The sequence below is a fragment of the Micrococcus sp. KRD096 genome (assembly GCF_017168495.1).
Classification (GTDB): domain Bacteria; phylum Actinomycetota; class Actinomycetes; order Actinomycetales; family Micrococcaceae; genus Micrococcus; species Micrococcus luteus.
This window is the reverse complement of record NZ_JABFAY010000020.1, coordinates 1-19923: the sequence shown is the minus strand read 5'-3', so window position 1 is coordinate 19923 and position 19923 is coordinate 1. Positions and strand designations below refer to the sequence as shown.

At 70.5% G+C, this 19923-nt stretch carries 22 protein-coding genes and 1 pseudogene; 10 read left to right on the top strand and 13 right to left on the bottom strand.

Annotated elements, in window-relative coordinates:
* Window positions 1–30: 30 nt before the first annotated feature.
* A complete protein-coding gene (locus J1M41_RS10255; protein WP_206451681.1) occupies window positions 31–2562 on the top strand; it encodes an HAD-IC family P-type ATPase in 2532 nt (843 codons plus the stop codon).
* Between the two features lie 6 nt (window positions 2563–2568).
* On the opposite strand, the gene J1M41_RS10250 is transcribed toward J1M41_RS10255, so the two are convergent.
* Window positions 2569–3222 (bottom strand): hypothetical protein, encoded by a 654-nt coding sequence (locus tag J1M41_RS10250; protein ID WP_206451680.1) that lies wholly within the window; start codon window positions 3220–3222, stop codon window positions 2569–2571.
* A gap of 292 nt (window positions 3223–3514) precedes the next feature.
* On the opposite strand from J1M41_RS10250, the gene J1M41_RS10245 reads away from it, so the two are divergent.
* Window positions 3515–3967, top strand: coding sequence for an acyl-CoA thioesterase (locus J1M41_RS10245; protein WP_049147545.1), 453 nt, complete (start codon window positions 3515–3517; stop codon window positions 3965–3967).
* Window positions 3968–4063: 96 nt separating this feature from the next.
* Here the strand turns inward: J1M41_RS10245 and J1M41_RS10240 are convergent, their stop codons facing one another.
* The 6 genes from J1M41_RS10240 to J1M41_RS10215 form a co-directional block, all read right to left on the bottom strand.
* A complete protein-coding gene (locus J1M41_RS10240; RefSeq protein WP_182488640.1) occupies window positions 4064–4699 on the bottom strand; it encodes an energy-coupling factor transporter transmembrane protein EcfT in 636 nt (211 codons plus the stop codon).
* On the bottom strand, window positions 4699–5391 hold the full coding sequence (locus J1M41_RS10235; protein ID WP_342214102.1) for an ABC transporter ATP-binding protein: 693 nt from the start codon (window positions 5389–5391) through the stop codon (window positions 4699–4701). The genes J1M41_RS10240 and J1M41_RS10235 overlap by 1 nt, the downstream gene beginning before the upstream one ends.
* A 372-nt stretch (window positions 5392–5763) precedes the next feature.
* A complete protein-coding gene (locus J1M41_RS10230; protein WP_206451679.1) occupies window positions 5764–6954 on the bottom strand; it encodes an acetyl-CoA C-acyltransferase in 1191 nt (396 codons plus the stop codon).
* Window positions 6951–8243 (bottom strand): class I adenylate-forming enzyme family protein, encoded by a 1293-nt coding sequence (locus J1M41_RS10225; protein ID WP_206451678.1) that lies wholly within the window; start codon window positions 8241–8243, stop codon window positions 6951–6953. Before J1M41_RS10225 ends, J1M41_RS10230 begins: the two co-directional genes overlap by 4 nt.
* Before the next feature lie 8 nt (window positions 8244–8251).
* Complete coding sequence (locus J1M41_RS10220) at window positions 8252–8917, bottom strand: biotin transporter BioY (protein ID WP_206451677.1); 666 nt, start codon at window positions 8915–8917, stop codon at window positions 8252–8254.
* 87 nt (window positions 8918–9004) lie between these two features.
* Window positions 9005–9172: a hypothetical protein gene (locus tag J1M41_RS10215; RefSeq protein ID WP_206451676.1), complete on the bottom strand. Its 168-nt coding sequence runs from the start codon at window positions 9170–9172 to the stop codon at window positions 9005–9007.
* 291 nt (window positions 9173–9463) lie between these two features.
* Between J1M41_RS10215 and J1M41_RS10210 the strand changes: the two genes are divergently transcribed.
* Complete coding sequence (locus tag J1M41_RS10210) at window positions 9464–10258, top strand: aldo/keto reductase (RefSeq protein ID WP_342214101.1); 795 nt, start codon at window positions 9464–9466, stop codon at window positions 10256–10258.
* Window positions 10259–10370: 112 nt separating this feature from the next.
* Here J1M41_RS10210 and J1M41_RS10205 read toward each other — a convergent pair.
* Together J1M41_RS10205 and J1M41_RS10200 are read right to left on the bottom strand one after the other, a co-directional pair.
* Window positions 10371–10604 (bottom strand): annotated as a pseudogene (locus tag J1M41_RS10205) (ISL3 family transposase); the annotation flags it as partial.
* Window positions 10605–10688: 84 nt separating this feature from the next.
* The gene (locus J1M41_RS10200; RefSeq protein ID WP_049148029.1) at window positions 10689–11054 is read right to left on the bottom strand and encodes a helix-turn-helix transcriptional regulator; all 366 of its coding nucleotides are present in this window, start codon (window positions 11052–11054) and stop codon (window positions 10689–10691) included.
* Between the two features lie 81 nt (window positions 11055–11135).
* Here J1M41_RS10200 and arsB point away from each other — a divergent pair, with 81 nt between their 5' ends.
* The 5 genes from arsB to J1M41_RS10175 all read left to right on the top strand — a co-directional run bounded on the left by arsB (window position 11136) and on the right by J1M41_RS10175 (window position 15102).
* Window positions 11136–12227 carry an ACR3 family arsenite efflux transporter gene (gene arsB, locus J1M41_RS10195; protein WP_036381392.1) on the top strand — a complete coding sequence of 364 codons (1092 nt, stop codon included), beginning with the start codon at window positions 11136–11138 and terminating at the stop codon, window positions 12225–12227.
* 23 nt (window positions 12228–12250) lie between these two features.
* Complete coding sequence (locus J1M41_RS10190; protein WP_206451674.1) at window positions 12251–12679, top strand: low molecular weight phosphatase family protein; 429 nt, start codon at window positions 12251–12253, stop codon at window positions 12677–12679.
* 28 nt (window positions 12680–12707) lie between these two features.
* A complete protein-coding gene (locus tag J1M41_RS10185; RefSeq protein WP_206451673.1) occupies window positions 12708–14045 on the top strand; it encodes an NAD(P)-binding domain-containing protein in 1338 nt (445 codons plus the stop codon).
* 98 nt (window positions 14046–14143) lie between these two features.
* A complete protein-coding gene (locus J1M41_RS10180; protein WP_010080053.1) occupies window positions 14144–14503 on the top strand; it encodes a helix-turn-helix transcriptional regulator in 360 nt (119 codons plus the stop codon).
* The gene (locus J1M41_RS10175; RefSeq protein WP_036341590.1) at window positions 14500–15102 is read left to right on the top strand and encodes a cadmium resistance transporter; all 603 of its coding nucleotides are present in this window, start codon (window positions 14500–14502) and stop codon (window positions 15100–15102) included. Before J1M41_RS10180 ends, J1M41_RS10175 begins: the two co-directional genes overlap by 4 nt.
* Window positions 15103–15431: 329 nt before the next feature.
* On the opposite strand, the gene J1M41_RS10170 is transcribed toward J1M41_RS10175, so the two are convergent.
* Entirely contained in the window at window positions 15432–16313 is an 882-nt protein-coding gene (locus J1M41_RS10170; RefSeq protein ID WP_049147382.1) for a hypothetical protein, read from the bottom strand.
* A gap of 140 nt (window positions 16314–16453) precedes the next feature.
* Window positions 16454–16627: a hypothetical protein gene (locus J1M41_RS10165; protein ID WP_168165774.1), complete on the bottom strand. Its 174-nt coding sequence runs from the start codon at window positions 16625–16627 to the stop codon at window positions 16454–16456.
* A 12-nt stretch (window positions 16628–16639) separates the two neighbouring features.
* Between J1M41_RS10165 and J1M41_RS10160 the strand changes: the two genes are divergently transcribed.
* Entirely contained in the window at window positions 16640–16888 is a 249-nt protein-coding gene (locus J1M41_RS10160) for an HTH domain-containing protein (RefSeq protein ID WP_049147384.1), read from the top strand.
* 134 nt (window positions 16889–17022) lie between these two features.
* Here J1M41_RS10160 and J1M41_RS10155 read toward each other — a convergent pair whose 3' ends face one another.
* On the bottom strand, window positions 17023–18018 hold the full coding sequence (locus J1M41_RS10155; protein ID WP_080981699.1) for an IS481 family transposase: 996 nt from the start codon (window positions 18016–18018) through the stop codon (window positions 17023–17025).
* A gap of 208 nt (window positions 18019–18226) precedes the next feature.
* Here J1M41_RS10155 and J1M41_RS10150 point away from each other — a divergent pair, with 208 nt between their 5' ends.
* Entirely contained in the window at window positions 18227–18637 is a 411-nt protein-coding gene (locus J1M41_RS10150; protein WP_127435035.1) for a hypothetical protein, read from the top strand.
* A gap of 362 nt (window positions 18638–18999) precedes the next feature.
* On the opposite strand, the gene J1M41_RS10145 is transcribed toward J1M41_RS10150, so the two are convergent.
* Window positions 19000–19260: a hypothetical protein gene (locus tag J1M41_RS10145; protein WP_206451672.1), complete on the bottom strand. Its 261-nt coding sequence runs from the start codon at window positions 19258–19260 to the stop codon at window positions 19000–19002.
* Window positions 19261–19923 lie beyond the last annotated feature (663 nt).

Genomic DNA, 19923 nt, shown 5'->3' with positions numbered 1-19923 from the left:
GCCCCACGCCGGCTGGGTAGATTCTGTGCCATGGCCTCCCCCTCCCCAGCGTCCGCGCACCCGTCCGCCCCCGAGAGCGGGACGGGCCTGGGGTTCACCGGCGCGGCGGGGATCACCGGGCTCACCGCCGCCGAGGTCGCCGAGCGGGAGGCCGCGGGCCTGGTCAACGTCCAGTCGCGGGACACGTCCCGCTCACTGGGGCAGATCCTGCGCGTGCACGTGTTCACGCTGTTCAACCTGGCGATCGCGCTGTGCGCCGTCGTCGTGATCCTGATGGGCCGCTGGCTGGACCTGCTGTTCTCGCTGGCGGCCGTGGCCAACGTGGTGATCGGCGTGGTCCAGGAGTACTCGGCCAAGCGGAAGCTGGACCGGATCGCGCTGCTGCACCAGGACGACGTCGTCGTCATCCGGGACGGGGCGCGCGTGCCCCTGCCGATGGCGCAGATCGTGCGGGACGACGTCGTGGTGCTGCGCCGCGGCGACCAGGTGCCCGTGGACGGCGAGGTCCTCGTCTCGGACGGCCTGGACATGGACGAGGCGCTGCTCACCGGGGAGAACGACCCCGTGCCCAAGACCCCCGGGGACGCCGTGCTCTCGGGCTCGGCCGTCGTGGCCGGCGCGGGCCTGGTGCGCGCGACGGCGGTGGGCTCGGCCTCGCACGCGGCCCGGCTCAGCGCCGAGGCCCGCCGCTACTCCGCCATCCACTCGGAGCTGCGCGGCGCCCTGGAGACGGTGGCCCGCTGGCTGACGATCGCCCTGGTGCCGATCATCGCGGTGATCGTGCACGGCCAGATGACGGCGGTCGGCGGCTGGTCCCTCGCCCTCTCCCAGCCGCGCGAGGCCGCCCTGGAGCCCGCACTGATCGCGTCCGTGGCGGCGGTGACCAGCATGATCCCGCAGGGCCTGGCGCTCATGACGACCATCGCGTTCGCCGTGTCCGCACTCAAGCTGGCCCAGCAGGAGGTCCTCATCCAGGAGCAGCCCGCCGTGGAGGTCCTGGCCCGCGTGGACACCGTCTGCCTGGACAAGACCGGCACCCTCACTGAGGGCGGCGTCCGGTTCGACCGGCTCGCCGCGCCCGCCTCGGCGGACGCGTCCCCGGACGCCCACGACGACGGCGCCCCGGCCGAGGTCGGCGACGGGGCTCGGGCCGTGCTCGCCTGGTTCGGCGCGGACCCGGACGTGAACCCCACCGCGGCGGCCCTGCGCGAGCCCTTCACGGCCGTCCCGCCCGTGGACCCCGCGGCCCAGGTGGCGTTCTCCTCCGCACGCCGGTGGTCGGCGGTCGCGTTCGGCCCCGAGGCCGGGGCCGCGGCCGGCACGTGGCTGCTCGGCGCGCCCGAGGCCCTCGTGGACGAGCAGGTCCTCGGCCCCGAGGCCGCCGAGGCCGTCCGCGCCCAGGTCCACGCCGACGCGGACGCCGGCCGCCGCGTGCTGCTGCTGGCCCGCACGGACGAGCCCCTGATCGGGGATGCGCTGCCCGGCGGAGGCGTCCCGGTCGCCGTCGTGACGTTCCGCGAGAACGTGCGCCCGGACGCCGCCGAGACCCTCGACTACTTCCACGCCCAGGGCGTGCGGACCGTGGTGATCTCCGGGGACAGCCCGCGCACCGTGGCCGCCGTGGCCCGTGAGGTGGGCCTCGAGGTGGCGGGCCAGGCCTACGACGGGCGCACCCTGCCGGACGATCCCGGGGAGCTCGCCGACGTGATGGCCGAGCACGACGTGTTCGGCCGCGTCAGCCCGGACCAGAAGAAGGCGATGGTGCAGGCGCTGCAGTCGCGCGGGCACGTGGTGGCCATGACCGGCGACGGCGTGAACGACGCCCTGGCCCTGAAGACCGCGGACCTGGGCATCGCCATGGGCAACGCGGCCCCGGCCACCAAGGCGGTGTCCCGGATGGTGCTGCTGGACGGGCGCTTCGACCGCCTGCCGCGCGTGCTCGGCGAGGGCCGCCAGGTGATCGCGAACATGGAGCGGCTCGCCCACATCTACCTGACGAAGACGACGTACGCGCTGCTGTTCGGCGTGGTGTTCTCCCTGTTCGCGTGGCAGTTCCCGCTGCTGCCGCGGCAGGCCTCCACCGTGGACTTCATCATGATCGGCGCGCCCACGTTCTTCCTCGCCCTGCTGCCGAACCCGCGCCGCTATGTGCCCGGCTTTCTGGGGCGGGCGCTGCGGTTCGCGATCCCCTCCGGCGCGGTGATCCTGCTGTCCATGGTGGCCTTGCAGACGTACGTGCGCCTCACCGCCGGCGACGTCGACCTGGCCCGCCAGCAGGCCGCGTTCATGATCACCCTGACCCTGCTGGGCCTGTGGGTGCTCAGCGTGATGTCCCGGCCGCTGAGCGCGCGCGTGGTGGTCCTCATCCTGGCGATGTACGCGGTGCTGGCCGCCGTCGTGCTGGTGCCGGCCTCCCGCTGGTACCACCGGATGGAGGTCCCGCCCACGGACGTGCTCGTGGCCGCGCTGGTGGTCGCCGCGCTCGGGTGCGGACTGATCGAGGTCATCCACCAGGTGCACCGCCGCCATGTGGCGAGGGTGCTGGCCGCCGCGGGGGCCTGAGACCCCTCAGCGGCGGGCGCGACGCACGGCGGCCCGATAGTCGCGCCACTCCGACACCAGCACGACGACGGCGAGCAACAGGTACGCGACGTCCCACGCGCTGAGCCGCTCCCCGGCCACCACGCCCGGGAGACGGGTGGCCAGGATGAGCAGCACGAGCGCGGTAACCGCCCAGGCCCGCCGGCGCGGCGCGATGACCAGGTCCTTCTGGACGCCCGCGGCGTACGACTCCGGGGAGCCGAGCTCCTCGGCCAGCGGGCGCCCGGCCGCGGCCCCACGTACCCGCGCGTCACGGACGATCTCGCCCACCCGCGCGTCGGGCAGGTCCTTGCGCAGCCGCAGGACGCCGGCGAGGCGGCGGGCCCAGGCGTCGTCGTCGAGGGCGGCGGGGGGCTGCCCCACGGGCCGGCGGGCCGCCGGGAGCAGCCGGTGCGCGAGCCAGGCGAGGCCCGCGCAGACCGGGGCGACGGCGAGCAGCCAGAACGTGCTCCCGGTGAACAGGTGCGTCTGCGCGTTCACCTCCACGAGCCACCAGGCGAGCACCAGCACGAAGGCCAGGAGGGCGATGGCGGCGACCAGCGTGGCGGCCAGCCGCGGGACGCGGACGAGGAGCCGCTCCCAGAGGACCATCACCGCCACCCCGGCCACGCCCATGAGCACCGGGGCCAGCAGCAGCCCCCACGTGTAGTCGGTGGTGATCCCGTCCCGGAGCAGCTAGACCAGGCAGAACAGGACGGCGTTGCCGGCGGCGACCGTGAAGCCGAGCACCGGCACATCGCGCCAGGTGGCGTCGGGTGTGGCGGGGTCGGGGTGGGGGCGGATGGTCATCGGCCGGGTCCTTCCTGTGTGCTCCGTTGCGGATCCCTCCGGCGACCCTACGGCCTGCTCGAGCACGTCTCCGCATCGGGCGCCCTCTCTCGTGCCGGCGTCGGCGTCGCTCTACCGTGGGGCCATGGACTCCACGCTCTTCACCCGTTCGGCCGACCGCGCCGCCCACGACGACGTCAACTTCCGCACCCGCAAGTGGGTCAAGCCGGAGGACCTCAACGCGAACAACACGCTCTTCGGCGGCTCGCTGCTGCGCTGGGTCGACGAGGAGGCGGCCATCTACGCGACCCTGCAGCTGGGCAACCCGCGGTGCGTGACGAAGCTGATCTCGGAGATCAACTTCCTGGCCTCGGCGAAGCAGGGCGACATGATCGAGATGGGCCTGCGCGCCACCGAGTTCGGGCGCACGTCCCTGACCATGCGGGCGAAGGTGCGGAACATCGTGACCGGCGAGATGATCCTGACCATCGACAAGATCGTGTTCGTGTCCCTGGGTGAAGACGGCAAGCCCGTGCCCCACGGCTTCACCGAGATCACCTACGACCGCGACCGTCTGCCCCTGGACAACCCCCTCTGAGCCGGCCGCCACCCCACGCGGTGCGGGGGCGGAACTCGGGGATCCCCACCCGGAATACCACCGAGTTCCGCCCCCAACGCGGGAGGGCCGGGGGCTCTAGTCGATGCCGCGGGCGGCCAGGGCGTCCCCGACGTCGTCGGCGTGCTTGAAGCTGAGCACCAGCAGCGGCAGCGCCCAGGCCCACGGCGCCATCCGCACCCCGCGGGCGGCCTGCGCATGCCGGATCTGCTCGGCCAGGGCGCGCAGGTGGCCGATCGAGGAGAGCACCAGGCCCATCGCCAGGCCCACGCGGTCGGCGCGGAACCCCGCCCGCGCCAGGCGTGGCCCCGCCCACGGGATCCGCTCGACCGGCCGCAGCACCGCCTCGGCCACCCCGGTCATGTCCGCGATCCGGGTGGTGCGCGTCAACACCTGCGCGGTGAGCACGAGCCCGAGCACGCGCGCCACCATGAGTCCGGCCGCGAACGCGTCGGTGAAGATCCACTGCGCCGCGAACAGGACCACGTAGAACAGCCACAGAGCGCGCAGGTCGGAGGCGATCATCGCCGCACCACGCCGCAGCCCGAAGCCCACGAGATACGCGGTCACGGCGCCCACGACGGCGGCGCCCGCCGTCCACAGGGACAGCGGGAGCAGGGTCAGGGCCAGCACCCACACCGCGAACAGGCCCGTCTTGAGGCCGGCACGGGCGTGATGCAGGGGCGAGTCGCCGTGGACGTACAGGGAGAGCATCAGCGCAGCTCCGCCGCCACGGCGTGGTCCAGGAAACGCTCGTACGCCTCGACCACGTCCCCGGCCGGGCCGGTCCGCTCGACGCGGCCGCCGTGGATCCACACCGCCTCGTCGCAGGCACGGGCCAGCTCGAGGTCGTGGGTCACCAGCAGCAGCTGGAACCCGTCCGGGGCGGAAGGGTCGGCGGCCAGCAGTCGGTCCGCCACGATCCGCCGGTGCCGGCCGTCCAGCAGGGAGGTCGGCTCGTCGGCGATCACGAGGGACGGCCCGGCGGTCATCACCGAGCACATCGCCAGTCGCTGCGCCTGCCCCGAGGACAGGGACAGGCACGCCCGGTCCGCGAGCGCGGTGAGCCGGTGCTCCTGGAGCGCCGCGGCCACGCGCGCGGCGACGTCGTCCTTGGTCAGGCGGCGGCCGGCGTCGTCCCTGAGCGACTTCACGGTCAGCTCCACGTCCTCCCGGACGGTGGGCATGACCATCTGCGCCGCCGGGTTCGCGAACACGAAGCCGACGGTGCGGCGCAGCGCCTTCACGTCCCGGACGGCGTCCACCCCGTGCACGCTCACCTCCCCGGCGACGACGTCGGCCAGTCCGGCGATCGCGCGGGCCAGCGTGGACTTGCCGGAGCCGTTCTCCCCGATCACCGCCACACGCGGGGCCGTGAGGGTGAGGTCCACGCCGTCGAGGAGCACGACGACGCCCTCGGGGCCGTCGGCCTCGACGCGAACGCCCGTGAGGGTGAGGGAACGGTCCTGCGGCGTGCTGGATGTGCGGTTGGGAACGGTCAGTGCAGGTCACCTCCAGGAGCAGGGTCATCCGCAGTCCTCCGGGCTGGGCGGGGGCGGTGTGGGCCGTGCGGAGCCGGTGTGCGCTCCGGTGTGGAGCAGCGTTGGCTGAACAGCGTTCAAGAGTGTAACCCGGCGCGCCCCCACCTTGCCCGGGCGCACTTCTGCCACGTTCCCGGCCGATTCTGGGGTATGAGTGCGCCCAGGCGGGCCACCCGCGCGGTACTCGTGCGCCCAGGATGGACCTGCGGATGCCCTTCATGCCCCAGCACGGTCACCTCACGCCACCTCCAGCAGCATCGTTATCCCGAGCCCTCCGGCCACGGCGCAGGCGACCACGGCGCGCGCCCCGGGCGGCTGCCCCTGCAATCGGTGCACAGCCCGCACGACGGCCGCCGCGCCCGAGGCGCCCCATGGGTGCCCCAGCGCGAGCGCTCCCCCGGCCGCGTTGACGCGCCGGTCCACGCCCCAGTCGTCCAGGCCCTGGCGGTCCGAGCCCAGGGAGGCCGGCCCCGGCCGCGCGTGGTCGGTGAGGCCGAGCCGGTCCAGGGTAGCCAGCACCTGCACGGCGTAGGCCTCCACCACCTCCACGACGGCGACCTCCCCCAGCCTCCAGTCGGCCGCGGCGAGAGCCCGCTCGACGGCGGCCACGGGGGCGATGCCGGGCAGAGCCGGGTCCCCGCCCCGGATCTCCGCCCCCACGATCCGCACCGGACGCAGACCACCCGCGGCCTCGTCCCGCCCCACCGGCGACCGCTCGCACGGCACCACCAGCACGGCGGCCGCGCCGTCGGCGATCCGCGCGGCGGTGCCCCCGGTGACCGCGGTGGCCGGGTCGGCGTCAGGGTGGACGGGCGTGAAGCGGGCGAGGGCGCGGGCGTCGAGGCGGCGCGGACCGTCGTCGTCGGGAGCGCCGGGCACCCGTTCGATGCGACGCAGTCCGGCCGCGGCGAGCGCGAGGGCGTGGGAGCGCGCGGCGAACGCCTCCTGGCGGGCGCGCGGCATCGCGTCCGCGGCGGCGAGGGCGTCAGCGGCGGCGGTCATGCCCGGGTCCGGCCAGCCGGACGGGACCATGGGCGCCTGCGTGTAGGGCACCCCGTCCCGGCTGCGCTGCGGAGCGGTGGACGGGGATTCGACGCCGCCACCCACGCACGGCCGGCCGGTGAACGCGGCGTGCTGGGCGGCCTGCAGCACCCCGGCCAGCCCGGCGCCGCACTGGGCGTCCACGGACCACCCCGGGGTGTGTTCGCCCAGACCGGCCGCGAGCGCGGCTATCCGCCCGAGGTTGCCACCGGGCCCTGTGCAGTTTCCGAGCACGACGGCGGCCACGTCCGCAGCGGCGGGGCCGGTCACCGCGGCCACGGCCTGGGCGGACAGCGCGCCGGCATCGAGACCGGCCTGCCCGCGGGAGCGGGCCGTGAACGCGGTCCGGGCGGCGGCGGTGATCCACAGCCCCGGGGTGGTGGTCATGCGCTGCCTCCGGGCGGGTCGGGGAATGCGGCGACGTCGGGGGCCATCCGGCGGATCTTGCCGCTGCCGGTGCGCTCGAGCCGGTCCACCACCTGCCAACGTCGCGGCCGCGCGGCCGGGGGCAGGTGCGTGCGGGCGTGCTCCTTGAGGGCAGCCAGCACGACGTCGGCGGGCAGGCCGGGTGCCGGCTCCACGTGGGCGACGACGAGGCTCCCCAGCCGCGGGGCGGGCTCGCCCTGGACGAGCACGGCGGTGCACACCGGGACCGCGTGGGGAGCGGAGTCCCCGCCGGAGGCCGTGCTCTCGCGACGGACCGTGGCGCGCAGCAGCTCGGCCTCCACCTCGGCCGGGATCACGGTGGCTCCGCCGGTGAGGATGGCGTCGTCGGCGCGACCGCGCAGGTGCAGGACGCCGTCGTCGTCGATCTGGGCCCGGTCCCCGGTGCAGAGCCAGCCGTCGGCGCCCCAGCGGGGTGTGCCGTCGGTCAGGCGGGTGCCGTCGGGCTCGGCGAGCTGGTCCGAGCGCACGTGCAGGACGCCCTCGCGGATCTCGAGACGCACGCCGGGCAGGGCACGCAGGCCGGAGCCGTCCCGGTCCACGGCCACGAAGCTGGCCTCGGCGGACCCGTAGTAGTGGACCACGCGCAGGCCCAGGGCGGCGGCGCGCTCGCGCAACTGGCCGGGCAGACGGTCCCCGCCCACCAGGACGACGCGCGGGCCAGCGGGGGCGCTGGCGGCCCGGACCGCGGCCAGCAGATCGCAGAGGTCGGCCAGCTGTGCGGGCGTGCAGTGCACCGCCGCGGCCCCGCCCGTGACGTCCGCCGCGCGCAGCCGGGCGCGGCTGGGCACGAGCAGCCGTGCACCGACATGCGCGCACAGGTCCGCCGCGTTGACCGCCATCGAGGACACCGGGTGCACGGGGACGAGCAGGCTCTCACCCGGCTCCAGGCCGAGCCAGTCCTCGACGAGCCGGTGGCCGGTCCGCCAGGAGTCGGCCGTGCGCAGGATCACGCGGGGCCGTCCCGTGGTTCCGGAGGTGAAGGCCGCCCAGCCGATCCGGGCGGCCCGGTCGGGAGCCCGCGCGGTCAGTTCGGCCAGCAGCGCCTCGGCGTGCCCGACGCCGGCCTGCCACTGCGCCACGGACCATCGCTCGTCGCCCACGAGCGGGACCAGCCCGGCAGTCCGGGCCTCCAGCGCCCGGCGCAGCACGGCTTCGTGGTCCGCGCCCCGCAGCGGGGCGAGGCGGGAGACGGCGGGGGCGACGTCGTCGTCGGACGGGGGCAGGCGCACCGGAGGGATCACCGGAAGGCGCGCGGGTAGGCCTTCCACAGGCCGGCGCAAAGGAGGACGGCGATGACGAGCTTGGTGAGGTCGCCGGGCACGAACACGGCCATGGAGAGCATCGCGGCGCCGAACTCCATGCCCTGGACACCGACGAAGCCGAACGCACCGAACACATACACCATGATCACGCCGCCGATCAGACCGGCCACGGCGGCCGCCAGCGCGATCCGTCCGGCACTCAGGCCGGGGCGGGAGCGGGAGGTGAGAGCCCAGAAGATCAGGCCGACGATCATCGCCGAGGGGATCCAGCCGAGGATGAAGCCGACCGACGGGCCCACGAACACACCCAGACCCCCGCGACCACCGGTGAGCAGGGGCAGGCCAAGCGCCACGAGGCCGGCGAACAGCGCCATCGAGGCGGCCCCGCGCCACGGGCCGAGGATCACACCGGCCAGGATCACGGCGATGTTCTGCAGCACGATCGGGGCGGGCACACCGGCGACGGCGATCGGCGGCACCAGACCGAGCACGGCCATCAACGCGGTCATGGCGGCGATGCGCGCGAGGCTGCCGCCGGCGGAACCGCGACGGGGGCGGCCGGCGTCGGCGGGGCGGTCCGCCGTCGTGGTGGCCGCGGGGCGGACGTGGCCGTCGTGGGACGAGGGCACGGAAGTGCTCATGGAGGGACTCCTGGTGCGGAAGCGAGTGCGAGGGGGCGCTGCCGAGGCGCGGGGCGCATGGCGAGGGCCCGACGGGCTGAACAGTGTTCAGGAGTCTACTGCAGGGGCGGAGGTGTGGGCGGCCGGGGTGCGTTCCCGGGCGATGGTGCGCGGAGTGACGCCGAGGCTGGGGTCGGCTTGGGCGTTGTGCTGACCGGCGATCAGCAGGGACGAGGTCTGCGGCCCGAGACGGGAACCTGCCCACCAGCCGCTCACCCGATGACCTCTGCCTTCTGTTCCGCCGTGGTGGTACCGTCCAGCCAGGCCGCCCAGCCCACCGGCGCCGGAAACCGCTCGTGAGCAGCCCGGTACGCCACATGGCGCAGGCGGGGCTGACTACCGGCTCGACACCCGGCACCTTGGTACCCGCCACCCTCCTATAAGCCAGCACCGGCCGAGGACGCGCCGGCCCTTCGAGGATCTCAGCCCACGTCCCACCTCAGGACAGCCAGAAGGAAGTGATCGCGGATGCGACGGATAACGCTGCCGAGCGGGGAGTCCATCCCTGTGCTGGGTCAGGGCACCTGGGGCTGGGGTGAGGACCCCGGCCGCCGCGGCGACGAGGTCGCCGCGCTGCACGCCGGCCTCGAGCTGGGCATGACGCTGGTCGACACCGCCGAGATGTACGCCGACGGCGGCGCGGAGGAGGTGGTCGGTGAAGCATTGGCGGGTCGCCGCGACGAGGCGTTCGTGGTCAGCAAGGTCATGCCGTCCCACGCCTCCCGTTCCGGCACGGTCGCGGCCTGCGAACGCAGCCTGAAACGCCTGGGCACCGATCGGATCGACCTCTACCTGCTGCACTGGCAGGGCAGGTACCCGCTGCAGGACACCGTCGCAGCCTTCCACCAGCTCGTCGAGGACGGGAAAATCCGATACTGGGGCGTCAGCAATTTCGACCACCGGGACCTCGCCGACCTGCAGGACGTGCCGGGCAGCAGCGGGCTGACCACGGATCAGGTGCTGTACAACCTGTCGCGGCGAGGACCGGAGTACGACCTCCTGCCGTGGTGCGCCGACCACCAGCTGCCGGTCATGGCGTACTCGCCGATCGAGCAGGGCCGCATCCTTCACGACACGACGCTGAACGACGTCGCGGCCCGTCACAGCGTCAGCCCCGCGGCGGCGGCCCTCGCCTGGGTGCTGCGCCGCGACTCGCTCTGCACGATCCCCAAGGCGAGCAGCCCGCAGCACGTGCGCGACAACGCCACAGCACTGGACGTGCAGCTGACCCGCGAAGACCTGGATGCTCTGGACCGTGCGTTTCCGCCCCCGAGCGGACCGCGACCACTGGAAATGCTGTGACCCTGCCCAAGGGCGCAGCCCGGTCGGTCCGGGCGGTCCGGGCAGCGCTCCGGTCAGCGCAAGTCTCCGAAGGACCTGCCTGTCGCCTCCTCCTGAACCTGTGCACGCCATCCATCAACTCCTTTCCTCGAGCCCTGTCGGGTTCGCGGTAGGCGCTGATCATCCGCTGGCAGGTCCCCCAAGTGGCCTCGAGCCGGGCCCTCTGCTTGTCGGTGAGCAACCCGGTTCCGGCGTGCAGGGTTCGACGGGCGGAGTAGAGCGGGTCGCCCGTGCGGCCGCGGCGGCCATGCAGGTCCTGCTGGACCCGGCGGTGGCAGCGGACCAACGCGTCGCCGGCTAACCGGACTGCGAGCGGCCGGCGTTGTGGACGCAGACGAACAGGACACTGGGCCGTGCGGTCAGGAGGATCTCCAAAGTCGGCGGCGGGGGTTCAGGCGATGTCGAGGAAGGAACGGAGCTCGGCGAAGGCCGACGGCACGACGGAGTAGTGCGCCCAGCGCCCCTTCTGCTCGCGCGTGAGCAGGCCAGCGTCGACGAGCTTCTTCATGTGGTGACTCACGGTCGGCTGGCTGATGCCCAGCGGCTCGGTGAGATCACAGGCGCAGACCGAATTGCAGCCCTGAGCAGCGACATGGGACAGAAGCCGGAGACGGGTCGGGTCGGAAAGCGCCTTGAGCAAGGACGCGATCCTCTCGGCCTCGACGCTGTCGACGGGCCCCGCTGAGAGCCTGCAGCACTCCTCAGGGCCGTTCATCGTCTCGAGCCCGGCAGTTGTGATCGCGGTCGTCGTGGACATGTCCCCACCTTACATTGACAGTCATCGATGTGAAGCATAGCGTTCGCATCGATATCCGTCGATGGAAGGTGTCGAGGCCCGATGAGTACGACCACCAAGGATGTGGAGCAGCCCCGCGTGATGAAGGAGATGTCCTTCCTCGATCGCTGGCTCCCGGTGTGGATCCTGGCCGCCATGGCAGTGGGTCTCCTGCTGGGGCGGTTCATCCCCGGCCTGAACACCGCGCTGGAGGCGGTGAAGATCGGATCCGTGTCCCTGCCCATTGCGATCGGACTGTTGGTGATGATGTACCCGGTCCTGGCGAAGGTCCGCTACGACGAGACCCGGCGCATCGGCGCGGACCGACGCCTGCTGGTGACCTCGCTGGTGCTGAACTGGATCGTCGGCCCGGCACTCATGTTCGCCCTGGCCTGGATCTTCCTGGCCGACCTTCCGGAGTACCGCACCGGCCTGATCATCGTCGGGCTCGCACGCTGCATCGCGATGGTCCTCATCTGGAACGACCTCGCCTGCGGTGACCGAGAAGCAGCTGCGGTGCTGGTCGCGATCAACTCCGTCTTCCAGGTGATCGCCTTCGGTGCCCTGGGCTGGTTCTACCTCCAGGCGCTGCCGTCCTGGCTGGGGCTGCCGACCACGTCGGCCGAGTTCTCGATCGGCGCGATCGTCCTCAGCGTGCTGATCTTCCTCGGGATCCCGCTGGTCGCAGGGTTCCTGACCCGCATCCTCGGTGAGCGAGCCAAGGGTCGGACCTGGTACGAGGAGCGGTTCCTCCCGAAGATCGGCCCCTGGGCGCTGTACGGGTTGCTGTTCACCATCGTGCTGCTGTTCGCCCTCCAGGGCGACGCGATCATCTCCGCACCGGGAGACGTGGCCCGCATCGCCCTGCCGCTGCTGGTCTACTTCGTCGTCATGTTCCTGGGGTCCTTCCTGCTCGGCCGCGCGATCGGCCTCGACTACGCGAAGTCCACGACCGTCGCGTTCACGGCCTCGGGTAACAACTTCGAGCTCGCCATCGCCGTCGCCATCGGCACCTTCGGAGTCACCTCCGGCCAGGCCCTCGCCGGCGTCGTCGGCCCGCTGATCGAAGTCCCCGTCCTCGTCGCCCTCGTCTACGTCGCCCTCGCTATGGGGCGGCGCCTGTTCCCCGGCGACACCACCGCCCCCACCCGATGACCCCACAGAAGGATCCCCTCGCCATGACCACGAAGCGCCCTTCAGTCCTGTTCGTCTGCGTGAAGAACGGCGGCAAGTCCCAGATGGCCGCCGCCCTCATGCGCCATCACGCCGGGGATGAGGTCGACGTGCATTCCGCCGGCACCCGCCCGGGCACCGCCATCAACGCCCGGTCCGCGGAGGCGATCGCTGAGGTCGGCGCGGACATGTCCTCCGCCGTCCCGCAGCCGGTCACCCCCGAGCTGCTGCGAAGCGTCGACCACGTGATCGTCATCGGCGACGAAGCCGTCATCAAACCCGTCGAGGGCATGACCGCGCCGGTCACGACCTGGGACACCGATGAGCCCTCTCAGCGCGGCATCGAAGGGATGGAGCGGATGCGCTTGGTCCGCGACGACATCGACACCCACGTCCGCAAGCTCCTGACCGACCTCACCGGCACCGCGAACTGACTGCCCCGCAGCGAGGAGACTCATCATCGTGACCACCGCAACGAACTCACATCCCATTGTCGTCATCGGCGCTGGCCCCATCGGCCTTGCCGCCGCTGCCCACCTCTTTGAGCGCGGCCTGCCGTTCCTGATTCTCGAGGCCGGGACCGCGGCAGGAGCCGCGATCGCCGCGTGGGGGCACACGCGGCTCTTCTCGCCGTGGCAGTACCACCTCGACGCCGCCGCACAGCGTCTCCTTGAAGCTGCCGGCTGGACCGCACCCGACGCCGACGTTCTCCCGACCGGTCACGAACTGCGCGAGCATTACCTCGAACCGCTCGCGCAGCTTCCCCAGCTCGCCGAGTCGATCCGCTACGGGGCGCGGGTCACCGCCGTCTCCCGCGCCGGCATCGACAAGACCCGCACCGCACGCCGCGAGGAGACCCCCTTCCTCGTCCGGATCCAGACCACCGACGGGCACAGCGAGGACGTGCTCGCCTCCGCGGTCATCGACGCCTCCGGCACCTGGTCCACGCCCAACCCCCTCGGACAGGCCGGGCTCCTTGCTCCCGGCGAGCAGCAGGCCCGCGCCGCGGGCCACATCACCGCGCCGCTGCCTGACGTGCAGGGCCGCGACCGTGACCGCTTCGCCGGCAAGCGAGTCATGGTGACCGGTGCCGGCCACTCAGCCGCCAATACCCTGCTGGACCTCGCGGACCTGGAGGCCGACACCGCCATCATGTGGGCCGCTCGCACCGCAGACCTCACCCGCGTCTACGGGGGCGGCGACCAGGACGAACTCGCAGCCCGAGGAGCGCTCGGCTCGCGACTGCGCCAGCTGGTCGACTCCGGACGCATCGCGGTCCTCACCTCCTTCACCATCACTCGCTTCAGAGCCGACGACACGTTGACCGTCCACGCTGTGACCCCGGACGGGGAGCGAGAAGTGAGCGTCGATGTGCTGGTGCCCGCCACCAGGTTCCGCCCTGATCTCGGAATGCTCTCCGAACTCCGCCTGGCCCTGGACCCGGCCGTCGAAGCACCGTCCCAGCTGGGGCCGCTGATCGATCCCGAGTTCCACTCCTGCGGATCCGTCGAGCCTCACGGTGAGCGAGTCCTCGCCCACCCGGAGACGAACTTCTACATCGTGGGGATGAAGAGCTACGGCCGCGCCCCCACCTTCCTCATGGCCGCCGGCTACGAACAGGTCCGCTCCATCGCAGCAGCCCTGGCCGGCGACCGCAAAGCAGCCGACGTAGTCCACCTCGAACTACCCGAGACCGGCGTATGCACCACCGACCTCGGTGGCAGCTGCGACGCCCCAGCCCCAGCCGGCGACGCCTGCTGCAGCAGCCCGCAACTGATCGAGCTCTCCGTCGGCCGATGAGCAAACAGCGGGACGGCACGACGTTCTGTGCCGTCCCGCTGGGGTATAGCTTTACGAGGCGACACTGTAAGTTCAGCTCATACTGTATAGTTCAGTGAATGCTGACTATCGCCTCTCGTGTTGATGTGATGAACCGGTTGGGCCGAGCGATGGCCGACCCCACCCGGTCGCGGATCCTGATGACCTTGCTGGAACGGCCGGCGTACCCGGCCGAACTAGCGCGAGACTTGGGGCTGACCCGGTCGAACGTGTCGAACCACCTGGCGTGCTTGCGGGACTGCGGGATCGCGGTCGCCGTGGCCGAGGGCCGCCAGACCCGATACGAGATCGCCGATGCACACCTGGCGCGGGCGCTGACTGCTCTGGTCGAGGTCACCCTCGCGGTGGATGAGAGTGCTCCGTGCATCGATCCCGCCTGCTCGCTTCCCGGATGCGACGCAGCTGGGGAGGGCGCATGAGCCTCACCTCGGTCTTGCAGGCGATGGGCCTGTTCGCAGCGACCAACATCGACGACATCATCGTGCTCTCCCTCTTCTTCGCGCGAGGGGCAGGCCAGCGCGGCACTACCGCCCGCATTCTGGCCGGCCAGTACCTCGGATTCGCCGGCATCCTCGGTGCCGCGGTCCTGGTGACCATCGGCGCCGGAGCATTCCTGCCCCCGGCAGCCATCCCGTACTTCGGCCTCATCCCTCTGGGCCTCGGCCTCTGGGCCGCATGGCAGGCCTGGCGCGGAGACGATGACGACGATGACGACGAGGCCAAGGTTGCCGGCAAGAAGGTCGGCGTGTGGACAGTCGCAGGCGTCACCCTTGCCAACGGCGGCGACAACATCGGCGTCTACACCCCTGTCTTCCTCAGCGTGGAACCTCTCGCAGTAGTCGCCTACTGCATCGTCTTCCTCGCGCTCGTCGCGGTCCTGGTGGCCCTGGCAAAGTTCGTCGCCACCCGCCCCCCGATCGCCGAAGTGCTCGAACGCTGGGAGAACATCCTCTTCCCCATCGTTCTCATCGGCCTCGGCATCGTGATCCTCGTCAGCGGCGGAGCCTTCGGACTCTGACGTAGCGGCAGCGATCCAAACGGCCCCGACCGGGCGCACCCCTCTCGGTTCAGACCGCGACACCTACCTGCAGCCAGTCCTGCGTGATCGCGGCAACAAGACCGCCACGGAGCGCTGCAAAAACCCCGCCACCAAGCGAACGAAGCCACAGGGCAGGGCGTGTAAAGGGGTATACCCGGCTCGACGGCCAATAGGACGAGCGCGGGCAACGGAGCCACCCTGCATGAGAGATCAGGATCGGTGGCCAAGCGCGCTGACCAGGAGGGGAATCGTCCTGACGCGCTGAGGAGCACCGTAGCGCCATGCGGCGGGCACCGGTGGATGAGCGGTCAGGCAGGGAGCGGCGGTAGACCGAACAGGACGTAGATCGTGCTGAGGACCGGGATGATGCGCTGTGCAGACTCGTCCGCGAGGGTCTCGACGGCCTTGTTTAGGAAGCGCTCGAGCAGGCTGGCTGGGATCTTGCCGTCGCCGTCCTCCACCTGCTCCTCAAGCATGTTCACGCGCGTCAGCAGGTCACGTACGGCGTCAGAATCGCTGAGGCCCTCCTCCGCGTGCAGCACCTCGCGCAGCTGCTCGAACTGTCCCGCCAGCGCCGGGCGGTCCTGGCTCTGGACGGTGAGGGTGACGTTGCTCCTGTGGCCGGCTAGGGCCACGTTCGACCCGTTGCCGGTCTGGACGTTCTGAGTAACGGAGTTGTCGTGGTGGTTGGTCACTGAGAACCCGCTTTCTGCCGGCGGCCACACGAAGGGAGTCTGGTAGGCGGCCACGAGATCAAGGCCTGCGGACGTGAGTACGGGCCGGTACGAACTGGTACTACCGGGCTCGAGGTAACCATGAGCCTCGAGGTCCGAAGACGCCTTCTGAATCTGGCGATCGGTGAGGTCCAGGGCCTGGAGGTCGTCGTAGACGCCGGCATCATTGGGACATGCCTCGGCTGCTTCTAGAAGCAGCCACTGGGCCTCGACGCGCGGGTATGCCCGAGCAACCCGCTCGGCGTCGAAGGCACACCGGGGCAGGACAGCAATCGGGATACAGCCAGCCAAGGGGGTGTTCTTGGGGATCATCTCGAGCTGCATGAGCTCTCGGGCGGCGACTTGGACACGGTCGGGTGGGCACACCTCAGTGGGGATGTCCCGCAGGTGCTGGCCGACGAGGCCGTTGGTGTGGACGTAGTTCAGGACGCGGAGGGTGAAGATCGTGGGTCGCACGAGACCTCGCTGTTCTGTCGTGGCGGGTCACTACCCCGCCGTGCTGTGTACTGGAGCCTTCACGGTAGCGGCGAGGGCGGACGCGATAGCCCCCGGCTCCTCCAAGGAGGCCGGGGGCTCACGGGGAGAGCGTGCGGCAGTCAGGCGAAGGGTCGCCCCAGGGCCTTCCACTGCTCCTCGAGCTCGGCGCGCCAGCCCTTCGGTGGCAGCCACGGCACGCCCCAGGCGGCCAGCTGGGCCTTGGTCCATCCGCCGGCCGGCGTGCGCGCGGCAGCGACCTCGTCCGGGCTGGGCGTGCTCGGCTCGTCACACATGGGAGAGGACGCATGACCAGCACCCCTACGCGCGCCAAGCGCAAGCAGACCGCCCGCGAGCTAGCCGAGCGATTCGGAGTCTCGCCGCGCACCATCCGCCGCACCGTCGCCCAGGAACGCGCGGACTACTTGGCGGACGCCGCCGCACGCCATAAACGCATTCGTGCTCTGCGCGCGGAAGGGCTCTCCATGCGCGCCATTGCTGCCAAGGAAGGCGTCACCGTCGGGACGGTGCACTACGCGATCCACAAGGACGACTGAGACCAGCAAGAAAGCCCCTCAGCGTCTCAACGGAGGACCAGCGACATCAGAAGGCTCTGACACGGAAACGTGCTCTACTCCAAAGTGCGAGCTCCTAAGGGCCGCGATGAACGCCAACCGGCCATCAGCATCGCCTAGGTGTGATGTCCAGGGAGGTTGTTGAGCCGGGTGGCAGGCGCGGCGCCGATCGCGGAGTGGACGCGATGATGATTGTAGAAGTGCAGCCATCCAGGCAACGCGGCCCTGCGTTCCGTCTCTGAGCTATAGAACCGGGCGTAGGCCCACCCGTCAGCGAGCGTGCGATGGAACCGCTCAATCTTCCCGTTCGTCTGCGGCCGGTAGGGCCGAGTCCGCTTAGGCTTGATCCCGAGCTCGGTGCAGGCATCACGCCAGGCATGCGAGCGGTAGGCCGAGCCGTTGTCCGAGAGCACCCGCTCCACCTCCACACCCAGGCGCGCGAAGTGGGCGACCGCGCGGCGCAACACCGCGATGGCCGTCTGGCTGCGTTCATCGGAGTGCATCTCGACATAGGCGAAGCGGGAGTGATCATCGATCACGGTGTGCAGAAAGCCCACCCCGAGCCGGGGCTGGTATCGGGCATCACGGGTTCCTTCGCGGTCCGAGGTCGCCGCGCGGTGCTTCAGGCCCTGCTGGCGCCCGACGAATCGGTGTCCGCCCCCGTCGGGGATGCGCCCGAACTTGGTGACGTCGACGTGGATCAGCGACCCGGGGTGGGGGTGCTCGTAGCGGCGGATCGGCTCGCCGGTGACCCGGTCCAGACGGGCGAGGCGGTTGATCCGGCAGCGCACGAGCACGGCATGGACGGTGGAGGCCGGCATCCCGAGTTCTCCAGCGATCTGTGCCGGCCCCAGGCGTCGGCGCCATCGGGCGGCCACGATCTGTTTCACCACCGCCGGCGGTGTTCTGGTCGGCATCGTGGACGGCCGGCTGGACCGGTCTGCCATCCCTGCAGGTCCCTCGGCCCGGAAGCGTGTGGCCCATTTGCGTGCGGTGGGTGCGGAGACCATGAACATCTTGGCCGCGGTGGCGACCGGCCAGTGCTCCTCGACGATGAGCTTGGCCAGGCGTAGGCGAGCGCGAGGGGTCAGGGCGGCGTTAGCGTGGGACATGAAGGCCTTCTGTTCGCGTGAGCGGTTTCTCGACAACTCCACTCTCGCAACAGGAGGCCTTCGCCTGTCAGCTATTCACGCAACAACGTCCCTGGACATCACACCTAGGAAGAGGTCCTCTTGAGCGAGAGGGATCAGAGAGCAATAGCGGTGCATAGAGAACGCACAGTACAGTGGGGCGCGTCATATCCACTCGAAGGAGACTCTCATGCCCGACAAGCATCGACCGCGCCTCTCTCGTCTAGCCCAGTCCGGGGCCGCGTTTTCCATCGTAGGAGCCCTCACCGTCAGCAACTTCGGGGCTACCGCCTGGGCGGCCCAGCCCGCCTTCACCCCTCAAGCAACAGACGGGTACGCAGCCGCCGCCTCGCTTCCCGGCGACTTCGAGAATCAAGGAAGCACATCCAGCGAGTGGGATGTCTCTGATCTTCTAATCGAGGAAAAGAAGACCGGCCCGGAAGTAGCCGAAACGCAGGCGTGGCCCTGGGCTGTCTATAGGTGCCTCATGGGAATCGGTCTCAATGGGCCTCAGATCACCCAGATCATGACTCGGGGGACCCCTGAGGCGTTTCTCGCCGCAGGAGGACGGGCTGCGCTTGCCTGCCTGAGGGGGAAGTGACCTATGCCACTCCGAGGCATTTCCCGCTCAGCCCTTGAAGAGGAGCTAAGGGCAGTCAACGCGAAACTCTCCACCCACCCTCTAGCATCCGCTCCAGTCAAGGAAGCGCACGCACTCGTTGCAACGATGCAAGGAGCAGACAAGACAGAGGTCTCCAAAAGGCTGTCTGACAAGGGGCTCCCATCCCTCGACGAACTAGGAGCCCTCCAGCTCAAGGGGTCAGTTTCTTGGTGGCGCCTAAACAGGAGGAAGAATAAGCTCGAAAAGAAGCTAGAAGAAAAATCAGAATGACGAATATTATAGTCGCTTTGATTGAGAGCCTCGCTTCTAGCTTTGTGACCCCACCCCCTCCTGTGATTAGTTCACTTCTTATGAAGAATTGAACTACTTTTCACACTGACACGGACTGCCCAGCTCCAGCCAATCCCAAATGGCCCTCCCGCGTCCTCGTAGAGCGGTCCGGGGTGCACCCCGGACCGCTCCGGCGCACGGTTGCCCAGCCCTGCGAGAAGTACTTCGTCAAGGTCGCCGCGCTCCATGAACGTATCCGCGCCATGCGCACCGAAGGCATGATCATGCGCGCCATTGCCGAGCGCGAAGGCGTCAGCACACGCGCCGTTCATTAAGCGATCCACAAGAACGACCCGCCGCGCACCCCGGACACCCCCCAGGCCCCCAAAACGGACGCCTCCGACGACGCTTGACCCCCTGCGCCTGCACCCCCAGCACAGTGCAACGAATCCCGGCCTGACTAGGCCGAAAGCGACTTAGCATAGCTAAGTATCTAACTTGCTCCGGCTCCGCCGGTCCGCACCCTGCACGCCCTCCTGCGCCCCTGCACGCCCTCCTGCGCCCCTGCACGCCCTCCTGCGCCCCTGCACGCCCTCCTGCTGCTTACCGCCTCCGCCTCAGCCACCGACCCGTCTTCTGACGCACCCAACGACCAACCCACTGACGCAACCACCGACCCCCAACCAGTCCCGATCCTCGCTGGTGTCGAAGAAGTCAAAAATGACCAGGTCCCGACTTCGCTCCAGAACCTGGTGGGGTCGTTGATGCTGACAAGCGCCCTCCCTATCGTCGTGGGATTCTGGACCGTCATGTTCGGTGCATCCATCCTCATCCGCAAACGAGCAGTCGCATGGGCCACACTTGTTGTCGGTCAAGTCCCTGGAAGTGGTGTAACCGTCTTCGAGGCATGAGAATCAGGCCAGGGCCGGCATCACCTCCGTGCCCATCACGGTGCCCGGTTCTTGCGTGAGGGGCTCGCGGCAGCGGGCCAGCAG

Coding starts and splice junctions, on each gene's coding strand:
- arsB (WP_036381392.1), top strand. CDS start 11,136: ATGAGTACGACCACCAAGGATGTGGAGCAGCCCCGCGTGATGAAGGAG.
- J1M41_RS10245 (WP_049147545.1), top strand. CDS start 3,515: ATGGACTCCACGCTCTTCACCCGTTCGGCCGACCGCGCCGCCCACGAC.
- J1M41_RS10200 (WP_049148029.1), bottom strand. CDS start 11,054: ATGTCCACGACGACCGCGATCACAACTGCCGGGCTCGAGACGATGAAC.
- J1M41_RS10165 (WP_168165774.1), bottom strand. CDS start 16,627: ATGTGTGACGAGCCGAGCACGCCCAGCCCGGACGAGGTCGCTGCCGCG.
- J1M41_RS10255 (WP_206451681.1), top strand. CDS start 31: ATGGCCTCCCCCTCCCCAGCGTCCGCGCACCCGTCCGCCCCCGAGAGC.
- J1M41_RS10160 (WP_049147384.1), top strand. CDS start 16,640: ATGACCAGCACCCCTACGCGCGCCAAGCGCAAGCAGACCGCCCGCGAG.
- J1M41_RS10190 (WP_206451674.1), top strand. CDS start 12,251: ATGACCACGAAGCGCCCTTCAGTCCTGTTCGTCTGCGTGAAGAACGGC.
- J1M41_RS10175 (WP_036341590.1), top strand. CDS start 14,500: ATGAGCCTCACCTCGGTCTTGCAGGCGATGGGCCTGTTCGCAGCGACC.
- J1M41_RS10180 (WP_010080053.1), top strand. CDS start 14,144: ATGCTGACTATCGCCTCTCGTGTTGATGTGATGAACCGGTTGGGCCGA.
- J1M41_RS10220 (WP_206451677.1), bottom strand. CDS start 8,917: ATGAGCACTTCCGTGCCCTCGTCCCACGACGGCCACGTCCGCCCCGCG.
- J1M41_RS10150 (WP_127435035.1), top strand. CDS start 18,227: ATGCCCGACAAGCATCGACCGCGCCTCTCTCGTCTAGCCCAGTCCGGG.
- J1M41_RS10155 (WP_080981699.1), bottom strand. CDS start 18,018: ATGTCCCACGCTAACGCCGCCCTGACCCCTCGCGCTCGCCTACGCCTG.
- J1M41_RS10230 (WP_206451679.1), bottom strand. CDS start 6,954: ATGACCACCACCCCGGGGCTGTGGATCACCGCCGCCGCCCGGACCGCG.
- J1M41_RS10240 (WP_182488640.1), bottom strand. CDS start 4,699: ATGCTCTCCCTGTACGTCCACGGCGACTCGCCCCTGCATCACGCCCGT.
- J1M41_RS10145 (WP_206451672.1), bottom strand. CDS start 19,260: ATGAACGGCGCGTGTGCTGACGCCTTCGCGCTCGGCAATGGCGCGCAT.